The organism is Thalassospira sp. CA1 (assembly GCF_059052855.1).
Genome location: NZ_JBZCIA010000012.1, coordinates 53820 through 68230, shown reverse-complemented (window position 1 = coordinate 68230; position 14411 = coordinate 53820). Strand labels below are relative to the sequence as shown.

The window sequence follows — 14411 nt, the reverse complement described above, 5'->3', positions numbered from 1 at the left end:
GGACAGACAATCCTTTGAAAACAAATGAGGCGTCGCGCAATATAGCCGAAACGAGCGGAACAATCGCAACCATTCACTTAAACGTCTGAAACAGGTGATTGGTTTTCAAAAAAGATTGCGCAACATCAAAGCCCGACCAATCTCGATCATCTAGGATCATTCCAGAGAGTGTTGCGTTGCACAATTGCAAGAGCAATACTCGTTGAAATTGTTGACCAAGTCGCGTCGTGCCCTGTCCGTGTGCCCTGCCTTGGTCCGCCCCGTCGTCGGAGAATGGAATGAAAAGCTTGCGTGCCGTGTTGATCGTTCTTGTGGGGGTTGCCGCTGCCGCCGGGGGTGGATATGCCTATTGGCAGTCACAGCAATCAGACCTGCCTGACTATATCACATCGGGCAATGGCCGGATTGAGGCCGAGGAAATCCGGGTGGCGACCAAATATGCCGGCCGGGTTGAGGAAGTTCTGGTCGAAGAAGGTGATCAGGTCTCCGCAGGTCAGGTCATGGCCCGGATGGACACCGCCGAACTGGTTGCCAACCGTGCGCGCGCCCGTGCGGAACTTGCCAGTGCCGAGCAAGGCATTGCCGAGGCAGAGGCCCTGATTGTTCAGCGCGAAAGCGAGCTTTCCTTTGCCGAGCAGCAGCTTTCGCGTGCCGAGGAACTGGTCAAGAACAACAACATTTCACGCGAACAACTTGATCAGAGACGTGCTGATCGCAATGTCGCAAAAGCAGCCCTTACCGCGGCCCAGGCGCGCCTTGTCAGTGCGCGCATGAATGTCTCGGCGGCATCGGCCGCCCTTGAAGGCATTCAGGTGCAGATTGATGATTCGGTCCTGAAAGCCCCGCGCGATGGCCGGGTGCAATACCGCCTTGCCGAACCGGGCGAGGTTTTGGCTGGTGGCGGCCCGGTCATCACCCTGATTGATTTGACCGATGTCTATATGAATGTGTTCCTGCCGACCCGTCAGGCGGGGTTGGCGTTTGTTGGCAATGAAGCGCGGATTGTTCTGGATGCCGCACCGAGCTTTGTCATTCCGGCCAAGGTATCGTTTGTCGCCGATGACGCACAATTCACCCCGCGCGAGGTCGAAACACGGGCCGAGCGCGACAAACTGATGTTTCGCGTCAAGGTGCGGATCGACCCGGAATTACTGGCCGAGCATATCGAACGGGTGAAAACCGGCCTGCCCGGTGAGGCCTATATCATGCTGGCCGATCATACCGACTGGCCGGAGGCGTTCACCCCGAATGTGCCTGATGACGCCACCCTGCGTCAGAACACGCAATAGAGCGCGCCCAGATGGTGGACAGCACCGAAAACAGCAATAACACCAGCACTTCCCGAGAGACATCAGAAGTCGCCGTGCGGCTTGAGGATGTCACGCTGCGATATGGCAAGGTGGCCGCCCTTGACGGGATCAGCCTTGAAATCCCGGCCGGACAGACCGTGGGCTTTATCGGGCCGGACGGGGTGGGAAAATCAAGTGCGCTTGCCCTGATTTCGGGTGCGCGCAAGGTGCAGGACGGCACGGTCGAGACGCTTGGCGGATCGATGAAAGATGCCAAGCACCGCAACGCGATCCTGCCGCGCATTGCCTATATGCCACAGGGGCTTGGCAAGAACCTGTATATGGACCTGACGGTGCGCGAGAACCTTGAGTTTTTTGGCCGCCTGTTTGGTCAGGGCAAGCGTGAGCGTGATGAACGCATTGCAAGGCTTGTTGCCGCGACCGGGCTTGATCCGTTTACCGAGCGCCCGGCAGGCAAGCTTTCGGGGGGCATGAAACAGAAACTCGGGCTTTGTTGTGCTCTGATCCATGATCCCGATATTCTTATTCTCGATGAGCCGACCACCGGGGTTGATCCCCTGTCGCGGCAGCAATTCTGGCAATTGATCGATGCCATCCGCCAAACCCAAAGCGAGATGACGGTTCTGGTCGCCACCGCCTATATGGATGAGGCGGCGCGCTTTGACCGGTTGATTGCGATGAATGATGGCAAGGTGCTGGCGACCGGCACAGCGGACGAGATTTTGGAGCGTACCGGGACTGATACGCTTGAGGCCGCGTTTATCGCGCTTTTGCCCGAGGAAGAACGCCAAGGTCATCATGAACTGAACATTCCTGAACGCACCATTCATGGCGACACGCCAGCGATTGTTGCCGAGCACCTGACCAAGAAGTTTGGCGATTTTACCGCGGTCGATGATGTCAGCTTCCGGATCGAGAAAGGCGAAATTTTCGGATTTCTCGGCTCCAACGGCTGTGGCAAGACCACGACCATGAAGATGCTGACAGGGCTTTTGAATGCGTCTGAGGGCACAGCCGAACTGTTTGGCAAACCGGTCGATGGGCAGGATATCGCGCTGCGTAATCGGGTTGGCTATATGAGCCAGGCCTTTTCGCTGTATTCCGAACTGACGGTGATGCAGAATCTGGAGCTGCATGCGCATCTGTTTCATTTACCCAAGGACAAGATCAAACCAAGGATCGAGGAACTTTCGAAACGGTTCGGGCTGGGCCCCTATCTTGATGATCTGAGTGAACGCTTGCCACTTGGCGTGCGTCAGCGGTTGTCGCTGGCGGTTGCGATCATTCACAGCCCGGAAATCCTGATTTTGGATGAACCGACATCGGGTGTTGATCCGGTCGCACGTGACGGGTTCTGGGAATTGCTGGTCGAGCTTTCGCGCGATCAGGGGGTGACGATTTTCATCTCCACCCACTTCATGAACGAAGCAGAGCGGTGCGATCGCATATCGCTGATGCATGCAGGCAAGGTGTTGATCAGCGATACGCCGAGCGCCATCACCAAGGGGCGCGGCTGCGACACTCTTGAAGACGCGTTTATCAGCCATCTGGAAGAAGCGGAAGGTCCGGATGGAGCGGAGGGCTCGGATGGCGCGAATGCAGGCGCGCCAGACGCCCCTGCCCCCGCAGATGCCCTTGCCACGGACGACGATGCCAAGGCCAACTGGAAACCGGCGCGAGCATCGCTGTTCAGCTTCCGGCGTTTATGGGCCTATTCCCTGCGTGAAACGATGGAGCTGGTGCGCGATCCGATCCGGTTGATGTTTGCCTTGATTGGCACGGCCATCCTGATGCCGGTGTTTGGCTGGGGCATTACATTTGATGTCGAAAACCTGACCTATGCGGTGCTTGATCGTGACCAAAGCGCCGAAAGCCGGACCTATATCGAAAACCTTTCGGGATCGCGGTATTTCGAGGCGCAGGAACCGTTGCTGAGCAATGACGAGCTTGAGGCACGGCTGCTTTCTGGGGACATTGCGTTGGCGATTGAAATCCCGCCCGGCTTCGGGCGCGATGTTGCGCGCGGCGACAGCCCGGAAATCGGGGCGTTTATTGATGGATCGATGCCATTTCGCGCCGAAACCATTCACGGCTATGTCGAAGGCATTCATAACCAATATCTGGCAGAACATCGGAAACGCGATGTCGGTAGTGCCGATTCAGGGCAGCCGATGCGCATTGAAACGCGGTACCGCTATAATCAGGATTTCAAAAGCATCTATGCCATGGTGCCATCGGTTATTGCGTTGCTTTTGATGTTTATCCCGGCGGTTTTGATGGCGGTTGGCGTGGTCCGCGAGAAGGAACTGGGATCGATCACCAACCTTTATGTGACGCCTGTTTCCAAGCTTGAGTTTTTGTGGGGCAAACAATTGCCCTATATCGGGTTGGGCCTGATCAACTTTGTTTTGATGACGGCGATGGCGCTGTTCTGGTTTGAGGTGCCGTTGCGCGGCAATGGCCTGACCCTTCTGGTCGGGGCGATCCTGTTTGTTACGGCGACCACGGGATTGGGGCTTTTGATTTCGTCCTTTACCAGTACGCAGATCGCGGCCCTTTTTGGCACAGCAATCGCCACCATGGTGCCATCGGTGATGTTTTCGGGGATGATGCAGCCGGTATCTTCGCTTGAAGGCGCGCCGGTGGTGCTTTCGACCATCATCCCGACATCGCATTTCATGTCGATCAGTGTCGGCACCTTTACCAAGGCGCTGGGCTTTGCAGAGCTTTATCCCGAACTGATCAGCCTTCTGATTTTCTTCCCGGCATTGACCGTTCTTTCGATGCTGCTTCTCAAAAAGCAGGAGGTGTAAGGATATGCTTGGCAGACGGATCAGCAATATCTATCGCCTTGGTATCAAGGAGCTTTTCAGCCTCAGACGTGACATGGTGCTTATGGCGCTGATTGTCTGGGCGTTTTCCTTTGCGATTTACAACGCCGCCACCGGCTTTTCGCATGATTTGCGCCGTGGATCGATCGCGATTGCCGATCAGGATGGATCGGCACTTTCGCTGCGTATTTCAGATGCATTTCTGGCCCCGTATTTTCAGGAACCGGTCCGCATTGCCGAACGCGATATTGATGCGGCGATGAATAGTGGTGAATTTACCTTTGTGCTGGTGATCCCGCCGCGGTTTGAGGCCGATGTGGTTTCGGGCCGCGACCCGGAAGTGCAGCTTAACATCGATGCCACGGCGATGATGCAGGCCGGGATCGGCCAAGGCTATGTCAGCAACATCATCGCACAGGAAGTCTCGACCTGGCTTGGCGGTAAATCGGCCTGGGCCGGGCAGAACCAGTCTGATGCCGCAACCATCGTGACGCGTTATGCCTATAACCAGAATGTGCAAAGCGAATGGTTTACCAGCACGATGGAGATCATCAATGCGATCACCATGCTGTCGATTATTCTTTCAGGTGCGGCCCTTATCCGCGAACGCGAACATGGCACGATCGAGCATCTTCTGGTGATGCCGGTGGATCCCTATGAGATCATGCTGGCCAAGGTCTGGGCCAACGGGCTTGTGATTTTGATTGCCTGCATGCTGTCGCTTATTTTCGTGGTCGAGCTGGTGCTGGGCGTGCCGATTGCCGGATCGAAGCTTTTGTTCATGGGCGGTGTGGTGATTTATCTGTTCTTTGCCACGGCCCTTGGCATTTTCCTCGCCACCATGACGCGATCCATGCCGCAATTTGGCCTGCTGTTCATTCTGGTGGTGTTGCCGTTGCGATTGCTTTCGGGCGGCAGCACGCCGCTTGAAAGCATGCCCGAGACTTTGCAAAACATCATGCAGTTCTCCCCCGCGACCCATTTCGTCAAATACGCGCAGGCGATCCTGTTCAGGGGGGCTGGCATTGAGGTTGTCTGGCCGGAATTCCTGCTGGTGTTTGCGATCGGGGTTGGTTTCTTTGCCTTTAGTGCGCTTCGTTTCAGGAAAAGTATCGCGCAGATGCGATAAGGCCTGGTCCGGACACACAAAACCCCGCACGGGAACCCGGCGGGGTGGGAATGGTGGGCCTAACAAGACTCGAACTTGTGACCTCTCGCATGTCAAGCGAACGCTCTAACCAACTGAGCTATAGGCCCGCAAATCCATCTTTCGAAAGACCGAAGCTTTGTAACCAAAACACCGGTCTGTGCCGTTTGCGTCGGCGAGGCGGTATTTAGCCCAAGGCGGACCTTGGCGCAACCCCAGAAATGGTTTTTTGACAAAAAATGTTCATCAAATCCGTGGCAATTCCCATATGCTAGAGGGTATGGTGCGAATGGATCGCAGGAGCCTGATAACACCCACACAAACCTGACGCTGTGTCATAAGGGATGGACATTACGAAAGACAATGAACCAGTTGCCTTCGGAAATCGCCTCAACTGGCCCCGCCACCGTTATCCTGCCACCACGGCAAACCCTGCCGGTGGTGTTTGCATCCCCGCATTCAGGCCGCCATTACCCGCAGGATCTGATTGAACGCGCACGCATTGGCGCGTTTGAGCTGCGCGCGTCTGAAGATGCCTTTGTCGATCAGTTGTTCACGGCCGCCCCGAAACTGGGCGCGCCTTTGCTGTGTGCGACATTTCCGCGCGCCTATGTCGATGTAAACCGGGCGGCGATGGAACTTGATCCGCGGATGTTTGACGGCGATCTGCCCGATGATAACGAGATCAATTCGATGCGCGCCCTTTCGGGATTGGGTTCCATCCCGCGCGTGGTCAGCGGCGGGGTCGAGATTTACAAAACCCGCCTGCCCGCCGAAGAAGCGCTTTCGCGGATCGATACCTATTACCGGCCCTATCACACGGCGTTGCAGAAGCTGATTGATCTGACGCGGGCGACGTTTGGCTATTGCATTCTGATTGATTGCCATTCGATGCCCGGGGATTCGTGCGACAGCGCAAAAAACCGCGTTGATCTGGTGCTTGGCGATTGCTATGGAAGTTCCTGCCACCCGTCATTGACGCGGTTTGTGGACGATTGTTTTCGCGATATGGGCTTTGCGCCCGCGCACAATGATCCATATGCCGGGGGTTATTGCACACGCCATTACGGTCGCCCGCAAGAACATGTGCACAGCCTTCAGATCGAGCTTTCTCGTGCGCTTTATATGGATGAAACGACAATCAGCCCGCATCGCGGATTTGACACCCTGCGCGATCAGATGACCGATCTGATATCGCGCTTTCATGATCTCGACGGGAACCCGTTCTAATGAGCAATACCATCGATACCAGTGACGTTTTAAGCGATCTGGTCATCCGCGATGCAGAACCCGAAGATTTTGAACGGATCACCGAGATTTACGGCCATCACGTCCTGCATGGCCTGGCATCGTTTGAGGAACGCGCCCCCGAAATCGCCGAACTGACATCGCGCTGGCAACATGTGCGCGAACGCGGCCTGCCCTATCTGGTGGCAGATGTCGATGGCCGGGTTGAGGGATTTGCCTATGCCGGGGCCTACCGGACCCGCCCGGCCTATCGTTTTACGGTCGAGGATACGATTTACATCGCACCCGAAGTTGTCGGCAAGGGTGCTGGCAGTGCGTTGCTTGCGGAACTGATCAAGCGCGTCACCGCCCTTGGCTATCGCCAGATGATTGCCGTGATCGGCGATAGCGCCAATGTCGCTTCGATCGGCCTGCATGCACGTCTGGGGTTCCGGGTGGCGGGCACGCTTCAGTCGGCGGGCTTTAAAATGGGCCGCTGGGTCGATAGCGTGATCATGCAACGCGGTCTGGGTGACGGGGATGGCAATATCCCCGATGGCAATCCAACGCGCGAAAAATAGCCGAAAAGAAGTCCAAAGGGATTTTAAAGGGCGCTTCCTGATTTTGCCGGGCAGCGCCCTTGGCGTATCTGCGCGCCGCGATTACCCCAAGTTGATTTGCACCGCACCATTCCAACAATTCCAAAACACATGAGATGTTCAGGCGCTGAGCAGATGCTTTAGATTGGGCTAAAGGGCTGAATTTAGGCAAAAAAGAAGGCCGCCTGTGACAGCGGCCCAAGTCTAGGGAGGAAACGTCCAAGAAACGAGCGACAAGTCGCTCGCCGGAATGCACTGCGTCCTACCGCAGCGCACAAATGAACATTACCCATTCACCGGACAGGACGCAACAGCTTTTTGACTATTTTTTTGTCAGAAATATTACTGCTTCTTTTTTGTGCATTATTTTGAGGCATTGCACCCCAAACGCCCGCAAATTTCACATCTCGCGGCTATTTTTTGATCACCGAAGAAAATGGAATTTTCGAAAAAGCTGAGAGAATCGACGCGAATCCGAACTGACCTTGCGCAAGTTGAAGCCGATTCCACGCCTTTCCCTAGCCCGATTCTACCCTGCACAGAACAGGCCTCAACAGTGATCGACGCTGGAATGCGCCGCCATGATATCCGTCAGACAGGGTTTTATGGATCAGGAGAGGAATAGCGTCGCGACCGGACGCATTGATTATTGGGCAACAGAGCCCAGTCAGGGCTCACAATAGGCAGCTAGTTTACGCTGCGATCAACCGAGGGGGCATTGGTGGTCGACGGGGACGCCAGAGCGCTTACCGTATTGCGCCGCCCGGAATAGCCTTGTGCGACGAGATCATCGCGGTCCTGGCGTTTTTTTGCCTCGTACATGCGCTGATCAGCAAGGTCGATCAGGTTTTGCGGCAAGGCAATGGCATCTTCGATGCGTTCGGAAAGACCGACACTGGCGCGCTGCACCTGCCCGTTTTCAAGCTTTGCCAGCCCCGGCGCCATCACACGTTCAAGCACCTCGACAGCGCGGGCACGGCCCAGTTCGGGCAACAGCACCAGGAATTCTTCGCCGCCCCACCGAACAACCATGTCAGAACGGCGGAAACGATGGATCAGGTTATTGCCGACCTCGCCCAGAATGCGGTCGCCGTAATCATGGCCATAGCGATCATTGATCTGCTTGAAATCATCAAGATCGATGAAGGCAACGGTATAGGGCACCTTCTTGCGCAGTGCGCCTTCGAAGCTGACCCGGATCATCTCCATGCCAAAGGCACGGGTATAACAGTTGGTCAGCGGATCAATGGCGATTTCATGGGCGGCGGTAACCGTGCGATAAAGCTGCACAAGGGCCGATACCAGCGCCAGCGGCAACAGGAATGCCAGCAGCATTTCAAACGGCACGAACCCGGTCGCAAGCCCGCTTTGCGCACCAATCACAAGCAACACGGCAAATGGCACTGAAAGAACGGCGGCCTCGACCAGGGTGACGGGCATGATGGCAATCATCATCACCAGACCGATCAGAAGGAAGCTGTGCGAACTGTGCATGTAATCGGTTGCAAGCGGGTCATTGCCGGCAAAGACACATAGCAAACTTGCCGCGACAATCAGCATCAGCATCGGCAGGTACGGAAAGCGTCGGCGCAAGCGCGCACTGACCGCGCGGTTGGTGAGAACCACAAGCGCAACTCCCGCGACCAGAAGCCGCAGGATAAAGGTCTGCGACGACCACATTTCAGCGGCAAAGGCCCCGTCCCAGAACGGAACGGCAAGCGTCAGGACAAGAACGAAAAGGGCGGCGAAACGGGCGGTAAGCTGGATCGATTCCTTGCGGCGCAGATGCAGGAGTTCTGCATGCCGTGGCGTGTAGAGAAAATCCCGATAGCAGCATCGAAACGTCTTTTTTGACGGACTGCTATTTTCCTGAGGGCCTGAATCCACGCGAACCGCTCCAACCAGATTTAAGCGGGCCACACAGGCCCTTTATATAGATGTCTCATCGTTCCTTTATTTGGTCCAAGACACAACTATACATTAGGGTGGCGTCATGCAGCAGATGGGCCGAAATGGAGCTTTAAAACGCTCAAGACCGACCGCAAGATGTTGATTCGTAAACAAAAAGTTAACCCGCAACCCACCATATCTGGCTGTAAAAAAAATTTCCCTTAGCTTTTCTACCTTGGGTCGAAAATTCGGGTGCCGGTTTTTTTTACATTGGAAATAAAAACGGCGCACCGGTTTGCCGATGCGCCGTTTTATATCGCCCCGATAACAGGGCGATTATGCCGTTGTATAGCGTTTAGCCTTATCAACCCCAGAGTTCGCGATCGGGCAGCCCCATCACACCGTTTTTAAACGTCAGAGCATGATCGCGATCCTTGGCCATCCAAATCGGCCCATCCAGATCAACAATGCGCGACATGGCACCGGTGATCATGGCCGGTGCCATGGCAAGCGATGTTCCGACCATGCAGCCGGTCATCAGTTGCATGCCGGCCTTGGATGCGGCCTCGGCCAACTCAAGCGCGCCGGTGAGACCACCGGTCTTATCGAGCTTGATGTTGATCATGTCATAGAGATTGGCCAGACGCGGAATGTCGGCCATCGTATGAACAGACTCGTCGGCACACAGAAGCACCGGGCAATCGATATCGATCAGGCCATCATCCTGCCCGGCGGGCAGCGGCTGTTCGATCATCTCGACACCCAGACCATCAAGTTCGGCACCGATATCTTCGAGCAGATCAAGTGACCAGGCTTCGTTGGCATCGACAATGATGCGGGCCTTGGGCGAACCTTCACGCACAGCGCGGACCGACTCAAGGACGTTTTCGCCATTGAGCTTGACCTTCAGCAACGGGGCATGGGCGATCTTGCGGGCGGCTTCGCGCATATTGTCCGGGGTATCGATCGACAGCGTTTCGGCTGTGATCAAACCTTCGGGCGCCTTGTGGCCAATCAATTCCCATACGCGACGTCCCATACGCTTGGCTTCCAGATCCCAATAGGCGCAGTCGACTGCGTTACGCGCAGCACCGGCCTTCATGGCATCCTGGAGTTCCTTGCGGGTCATGCCACGGTCAAGGGCGTCTGCCTGTGCTTCGATGTCGGCAATGACACCTTCGACCGTTTCATTATACCGGGCATAGGGAACGCATTCCCCCTGCCCGGTATGGGTGCCGTCGCTGAGCGTCACCTTGACCACATGTGCCTCGGTCCGGGCCCCGCGCGAGATCTTGAAGACCTGTGCGAGGGGGAAGACTTCGGAAATCACAGTGAGTTTTGGCAACTTAGATCTCCTGCAGCTTGTCGACCAGCGACGCAACGCCGGTACGGACCGGGTCAACTGCCGGGAGGCCGAATTCGGCTTCGATGTCAGCCAGAAGTTTCTTGGCCGCTGCGTCATCAAGCGCCTTGGTGTTGATGGCAAAACCGACAACCTTGCAATCCGGGTTGGTCAGTTTGGCGTGCAACAGGTTGACGTCGAGGCAGGTTTTCAGATCCGGAAGCTTGTACCCCGGCAGACCACGCATGTGCGCACGGGTCGGCTCGTGGCAGACGACAAGGGCGTCCGGCTGGGAGCCGTGGATCAGGCCCATGGAAACACCGGCGAACGATGCGTGGAACAGGCTGCCCTGCCCTTCCATGACGTCCCAGTGATCCGGGTCATTGGCCGGTGCAATGGTTTCAACAGCGCCCGAGATAAAGTCGGAAATCACCGCATCAACCGAGATGCCTTCACCAGCGATGAAGATACCCGTCTGGCCGGTTGCACGGAAGTCGGACTTGATACCGCGCTTTTTGAATTCTGCGTCGATTGCAAGGGCGGTGTACATCTTACCGACCGAACAGTCGGTACCAACAGCCAAAACGCGCTTGCCGGAACGTTTTTCACCGTTACCGACCGGAACTTTGCCATCGAAGTGACGCACGTCAAACAGGCTGACACCCTTGGCCTTGGCCGCATCGACCAATTCCGGAATCGACGAAAGACGGGTGTGCAGACCATTGGCGATGTCCATGCCGGCATCGATTGCCGCCAGCAGGGTTTCCATCCATGCCGGGCCAATGATCCCGCCACGGTTGGCAACGCCCAGCACCAGGGTTTTAACGCCGGCTGCCTTTGCTTCGGCGATCGACATTTCCGGCAGACCAAGGTCCGCCTGACAGCCCGGCAGGCTCATCTGACCGACGCACCATTCCGGGCGCCACTGCTTGATGCCGATTGCGGTTTTTGCAGCCAGTTCGTCCGGCGCGTCACCAAGAAACATAAGATACGGATGTGCGATTTTCATAATACCTCCTTGACCAGCATCCAAACGCTGCTCTTAAATATTGTGGCGCGACTATAGCGCAATCTGGTAGGATCGTTCCAGAGATATGAAACGATATCTTCGACGATCCAACCGAAAATTCGTCTATAATTCTAATAAACACGACAATAACGAAATTAAATACAATAGTCTTCGAAGACAAACATCCTTTCTTGTGAATTTGTTCGGGAATGGCCCGAAAAACGCAAGAAAATGCAATTTTGAAGGACTGGCGTGAAAGCGCCCGACTACACATGAGCACCGATCTCAAGACGTGGCTATCCGAGCGAAAAATCGAAGAAGTCGAATGCATTGTTCCGGACATGTCCGGCGTTGCGCGCGGCAAGGTTCTTCCGACACAGAAGTTTCTTAAGGGGCTGGAGGCCAAAAGCCTTGCCATCCCCGAAGCAATTTTCTGCCTGACGGTTACCGGCGGCTACCCGGAAGAAACCGATGCCTTCCTTGACCCGGCCGAAAAGGACGTGGCGATGGTTCCCGACCCGGAAACCGTGCGCGTTGTGCCGTGGTACGAGGAGCCGACGGCCCAGATCATCTGCGACTGTTTCCATTTTTCCGGCGAAGAAGTTTCGACGTCGCCGCGCGGCGTACTTAAACGGGTTCTCAAGGCATTTGAAGAACGCGGCATGCGCCCGATTATCGCGCCAGAACTTGAATTTTATCTGGTGGCAAAGAACACCGATCCGGACAACCCGCTGGAGCCGCCGATTGGCCGTTCCGGCCGTCCGGAACGCGCATCAAACGCGTTTGGTATTGATGCCATCAACGAGTTCGATCCGCTGATTGAAGACCTGTATGACTATTGCGAGGCCATGAATATCGACGCCGATACCATGAGCCACGAGTCGGGTCCGGCCCAGCTTGAAATGAACTTTAACCATGGTGATCCGCTTGAACTGGCCGATCAGGCCTTTTTGTTCAAACGCACACTGCGTGAAACGGCACTCAAACACGGTGTCTATGGCACATTCATGGCCAAGCCGATGGGCAACCTGCCGGGAAGCTCGATGCATATTCACCAGAGTCTTCTTGATATCAACACCGGCAAGAACCTGTTTGCCGATGATGACGGGGAAAACTCGAAACTGTTCCTGAACTATATCGGTGGCCTGCAGCGTTACCTGCCGGCAGCCATGCCGCTTCTGGCGCCAAACATGAACAGTTATCGCCGTTTGCAGCCCTGGTCGGATGCCCCGATCAACATGCACTGGTCACTTGATAACCGTACGGTCGGCCTGCGCCAGCCGAATGGCCCGCCCGCCGCACGCCGTATTGAAAACCGTCTTCCGGGGGCAGATGCCAACCCGTATCTGGCGGTTGCGGCATCGCTTGCCTGTGGCCTGCTTGGCATTATCGAGGAAGTCGATGCGACGGCCCCGATCGAAGGTTCGGGCTATGACCGTGCGCATTCCCTGCCGCGTCACATCCATGAAGCGCTTGCGAAGTTCCATCGTTGCAAGCCGCTTAAGGAACTGCTGGGTGAAGAGTTCGCTGCCGCCGTTATTGCGGTCAAGGAAGCGGAATGGGATGCCTATCAGACCGTGATCAGCGCCTGGGAGCGTGAGCACCTGTTGCTGAACGTTTAAAAGACGTCTGTCGAATTTTGCGCCGGGACTTGCTGCCCGGCGCAAGATTGTTGCATGTTAAATGCACAATTTTTTACATGATGCGAAATATGCACATTTTTCCATCTTGTATTTGACAATATCCTGAAGCATTCGAAGGATATTACGATAAGCCCCGGGTTCTGGGGGACCAAAACAGAACCGGTAAACTTTCAAACGCTGCCACATGGGAGGCTCAGCGAAATGAAATCTCTTCTTAAAACATCAAGCCTGGTTGTGCTTGCGGCTGCCGTATCTGGCTTCGCCACTGGTGCATCGGCACAGGAAGTTCTCAACGTTTATAACTGGTCGGATTATATCGGCGAGGAAACCGTTGCGAACTTCGAAAAGGAATACGGCGTCAAGGTCAACTATGACGTTTACGACAGCAACCAGTTGGTTGAAGCCAAGCTGCTGGCGGGTAATTCCGGCTATGACATCGTGGTGCCGACCCTTGCCGATGCCGAACGCCTGATCAAAGCCAAGCTGTTCCAGCCGATCGACAAATCCAAACTGTCGAACTATGGCAACCTCGATCCGGTGATCCTTGAACAGCAGGCAAAATACGATCCGGACAACACCTATGCCGTGCCGTATTTCTGGGGTACCAACGGCTTTGGCTATAACGTTGCCAAAGTTCAGGAAGTTCTTGGTGACGACGCCCCGCTTGATAGCTGGGCGATGATCTTTGATCCGAAATATGCCGAAAAGCTGTCGTCATGCGGCCTGTCGCTTCTGGATGATCCGGGCGAGATCGTACCGCTGGTGAACTTCTATCTTGGCAATGTGCCGGAAGGCGAACCGACCACGGAATCGATCGAAAGCGCCTTTGAGCAGCTTGAGAAAATCCGTCCGCATGTGACCTATTTCCATAGCTCCCAGTACATCAACGACCTTGCAAACGGTAACGTTTGTATTTCTGTTGGCTGGTCGGGCGATGTCGGCATGGCCGCCCTTCGCGCAGAAGAAGCCGGCAACGGCAACGAGATCAAGTATGTCATTCCGAAGGAAGGCACCCTGATCTGGTTCGATGCGATGATGATCCCGGAAGATGCACCGAACCCGGATCTGGCGCACAAGTTCATCGACTATGTGCTGCGTGCCGATGTCGAAGCTGAAATCGCGAACTATGTTGCCTATGCAACCCCGAACCTTGCCGCGATGGAACTGGTTGACCCGTCCCTTCTGGAAGATCCGGGCATCTATCCGCCGCAGGAAGTAAAAGAACGCCTGCGTTCGAAAGTCGAACCGGGTTCTCGCCTGCTGCGTACCCGTACCCGTCTGTGGACGAAGCTTAAAACCGGTCAGTAAGTGATCGAAAGCGATCCTGACGGATTGCGATCCCTGATCCTTGCGAAGGGCGCGACTTTAGTTGCGCCCTTTTGCTTTTCAGTCGTGCGAAACGATGCGGCCAGG

Annotated in this window: 10 protein-coding genes and 1 tRNA gene; 7 read left to right on the top strand and 4 right to left on the bottom strand. The window is 55.6% G+C overall.

Annotated elements, in window-relative coordinates; translation table 11 throughout:
• Positions 1-278 precede the first annotated feature (278 nt).
• The 3 genes from AC5Q5A_RS17680 to AC5Q5A_RS17670 are packed head-to-tail and all read left to right on the top strand — an operon-like array spanning position 279 to position 5270.
• Positions 279-1289 carry an HlyD family secretion protein gene (locus tag AC5Q5A_RS17680; RefSeq protein WP_493896067.1) on the top strand — a complete coding sequence of 337 codons (1011 nt, stop codon included), beginning with the start codon at positions 279-281 and terminating at the stop codon, positions 1287-1289.
• 11 nt (positions 1290-1300) lie between these two features.
• Positions 1301-4123 (top strand): ribosome-associated ATPase/putative transporter RbbA, encoded by a 2823-nt coding sequence (rbbA, locus tag AC5Q5A_RS17675; protein WP_493896066.1) that lies wholly within the window; start codon positions 1301-1303, stop codon positions 4121-4123.
• Positions 4124-4127: 4 nt separating this feature from the next.
• Positions 4128-5270: an ABC transporter permease gene (locus AC5Q5A_RS17670; protein ID WP_493896065.1), complete on the top strand. Its 1143-nt coding sequence runs from the start codon at positions 4128-4130 to the stop codon at positions 5268-5270.
• A 51-nt stretch (positions 5271-5321) separates the two neighbouring features.
• Here the strand turns inward: AC5Q5A_RS17670 and AC5Q5A_RS17665 are convergent.
• Positions 5322-5398: transfer RNA gene (locus AC5Q5A_RS17665), tRNA-Val, on the bottom strand.
• A 253-nt stretch (positions 5399-5651) separates the two neighbouring features.
• Between AC5Q5A_RS17665 and AC5Q5A_RS17660 the strand changes: the two genes are divergently transcribed.
• Complete coding sequence (locus AC5Q5A_RS17660; RefSeq protein WP_338185624.1) at positions 5652-6518, top strand: N-formylglutamate amidohydrolase; 867 nt, start codon at positions 5652-5654, stop codon at positions 6516-6518.
• Positions 6518-7096, top strand: coding sequence for a GNAT family N-acetyltransferase (locus AC5Q5A_RS17655; RefSeq protein WP_008891409.1), 579 nt, complete (start codon positions 6518-6520; stop codon positions 7094-7096). Before AC5Q5A_RS17660 ends, AC5Q5A_RS17655 begins: the two co-directional genes overlap by 1 nt.
• Before the next feature lie 705 nt (positions 7097-7801).
• Here AC5Q5A_RS17655 and AC5Q5A_RS17650 read toward each other — a convergent pair.
• The 3 genes from AC5Q5A_RS17650 to dgcN all read right to left on the bottom strand — a co-directional run bounded on the left by AC5Q5A_RS17650 (position 7802) and on the right by dgcN (position 11355).
• Positions 7802-9001, bottom strand: a complete 1200-nt coding sequence (locus AC5Q5A_RS17650) for a GGDEF domain-containing protein (RefSeq protein ID WP_120225009.1) — start codon at positions 8999-9001, stop codon at positions 7802-7804.
• A gap of 367 nt (positions 9002-9368) precedes the next feature.
• Positions 9369-10349, bottom strand: coding sequence for an N-acetyl-D-Glu racemase DgcA (gene dgcA / locus AC5Q5A_RS17645; RefSeq protein WP_008891407.1), 981 nt, complete (start codon positions 10347-10349; stop codon positions 9369-9371).
• 1 nt (position 10350) lies between these two features.
• On the bottom strand, positions 10351-11355 hold the full coding sequence (gene dgcN, locus AC5Q5A_RS17640; protein WP_008891406.1) for an N-acetyltransferase DgcN: 1005 nt from the start codon (positions 11353-11355) through the stop codon (positions 10351-10353).
• A gap of 272 nt (positions 11356-11627) precedes the next feature.
• Here dgcN and AC5Q5A_RS17635 point away from each other — a divergent pair, with 272 nt between their 5' ends.
• Positions 11628-12977 (top strand): glutamine synthetase family protein, encoded by a 1350-nt coding sequence (locus AC5Q5A_RS17635; protein WP_008891405.1) that lies wholly within the window; start codon positions 11628-11630, stop codon positions 12975-12977.
• Positions 12978-13199: 222 nt separating this feature from the next.
• Complete coding sequence (locus AC5Q5A_RS17630; RefSeq protein WP_493896064.1) at positions 13200-14306, top strand: polyamine ABC transporter substrate-binding protein; 1107 nt, start codon at positions 13200-13202, stop codon at positions 14304-14306.
• Positions 14307-14411 lie beyond the last annotated feature (105 nt).

Excerpts from the sequence above, each read along its gene's own strand:
- AC5Q5A_RS17660 (WP_338185624.1), top strand. The coding sequence starts at position 5,652 with ATGAACCAGTTGCCTTCGGAAATCGCCTCAACTGGCCCCGCCACCGTT.
- rbbA (WP_493896066.1), top strand. The coding sequence starts at position 1,301 with ATGGTGGACAGCACCGAAAACAGCAATAACACCAGCACTTCCCGAGAG.
- AC5Q5A_RS17635 (WP_008891405.1), top strand. The coding sequence starts at position 11,628 with ATGAGCACCGATCTCAAGACGTGGCTATCCGAGCGAAAAATCGAAGAA.
- AC5Q5A_RS17680 (WP_493896067.1), top strand. The coding sequence starts at position 279 with ATGAAAAGCTTGCGTGCCGTGTTGATCGTTCTTGTGGGGGTTGCCGCT.
- AC5Q5A_RS17655 (WP_008891409.1), top strand. The coding sequence starts at position 6,518 with ATGAGCAATACCATCGATACCAGTGACGTTTTAAGCGATCTGGTCATC.
- AC5Q5A_RS17670 (WP_493896065.1), top strand. The coding sequence starts at position 4,128 with ATGCTTGGCAGACGGATCAGCAATATCTATCGCCTTGGTATCAAGGAG.
- AC5Q5A_RS17630 (WP_493896064.1), top strand. The coding sequence starts at position 13,200 with ATGAAATCTCTTCTTAAAACATCAAGCCTGGTTGTGCTTGCGGCTGCC.
- dgcN (WP_008891406.1), bottom strand. The coding sequence starts at position 11,355 with ATGAAAATCGCACATCCGTATCTTATGTTTCTTGGTGACGCGCCGGAC.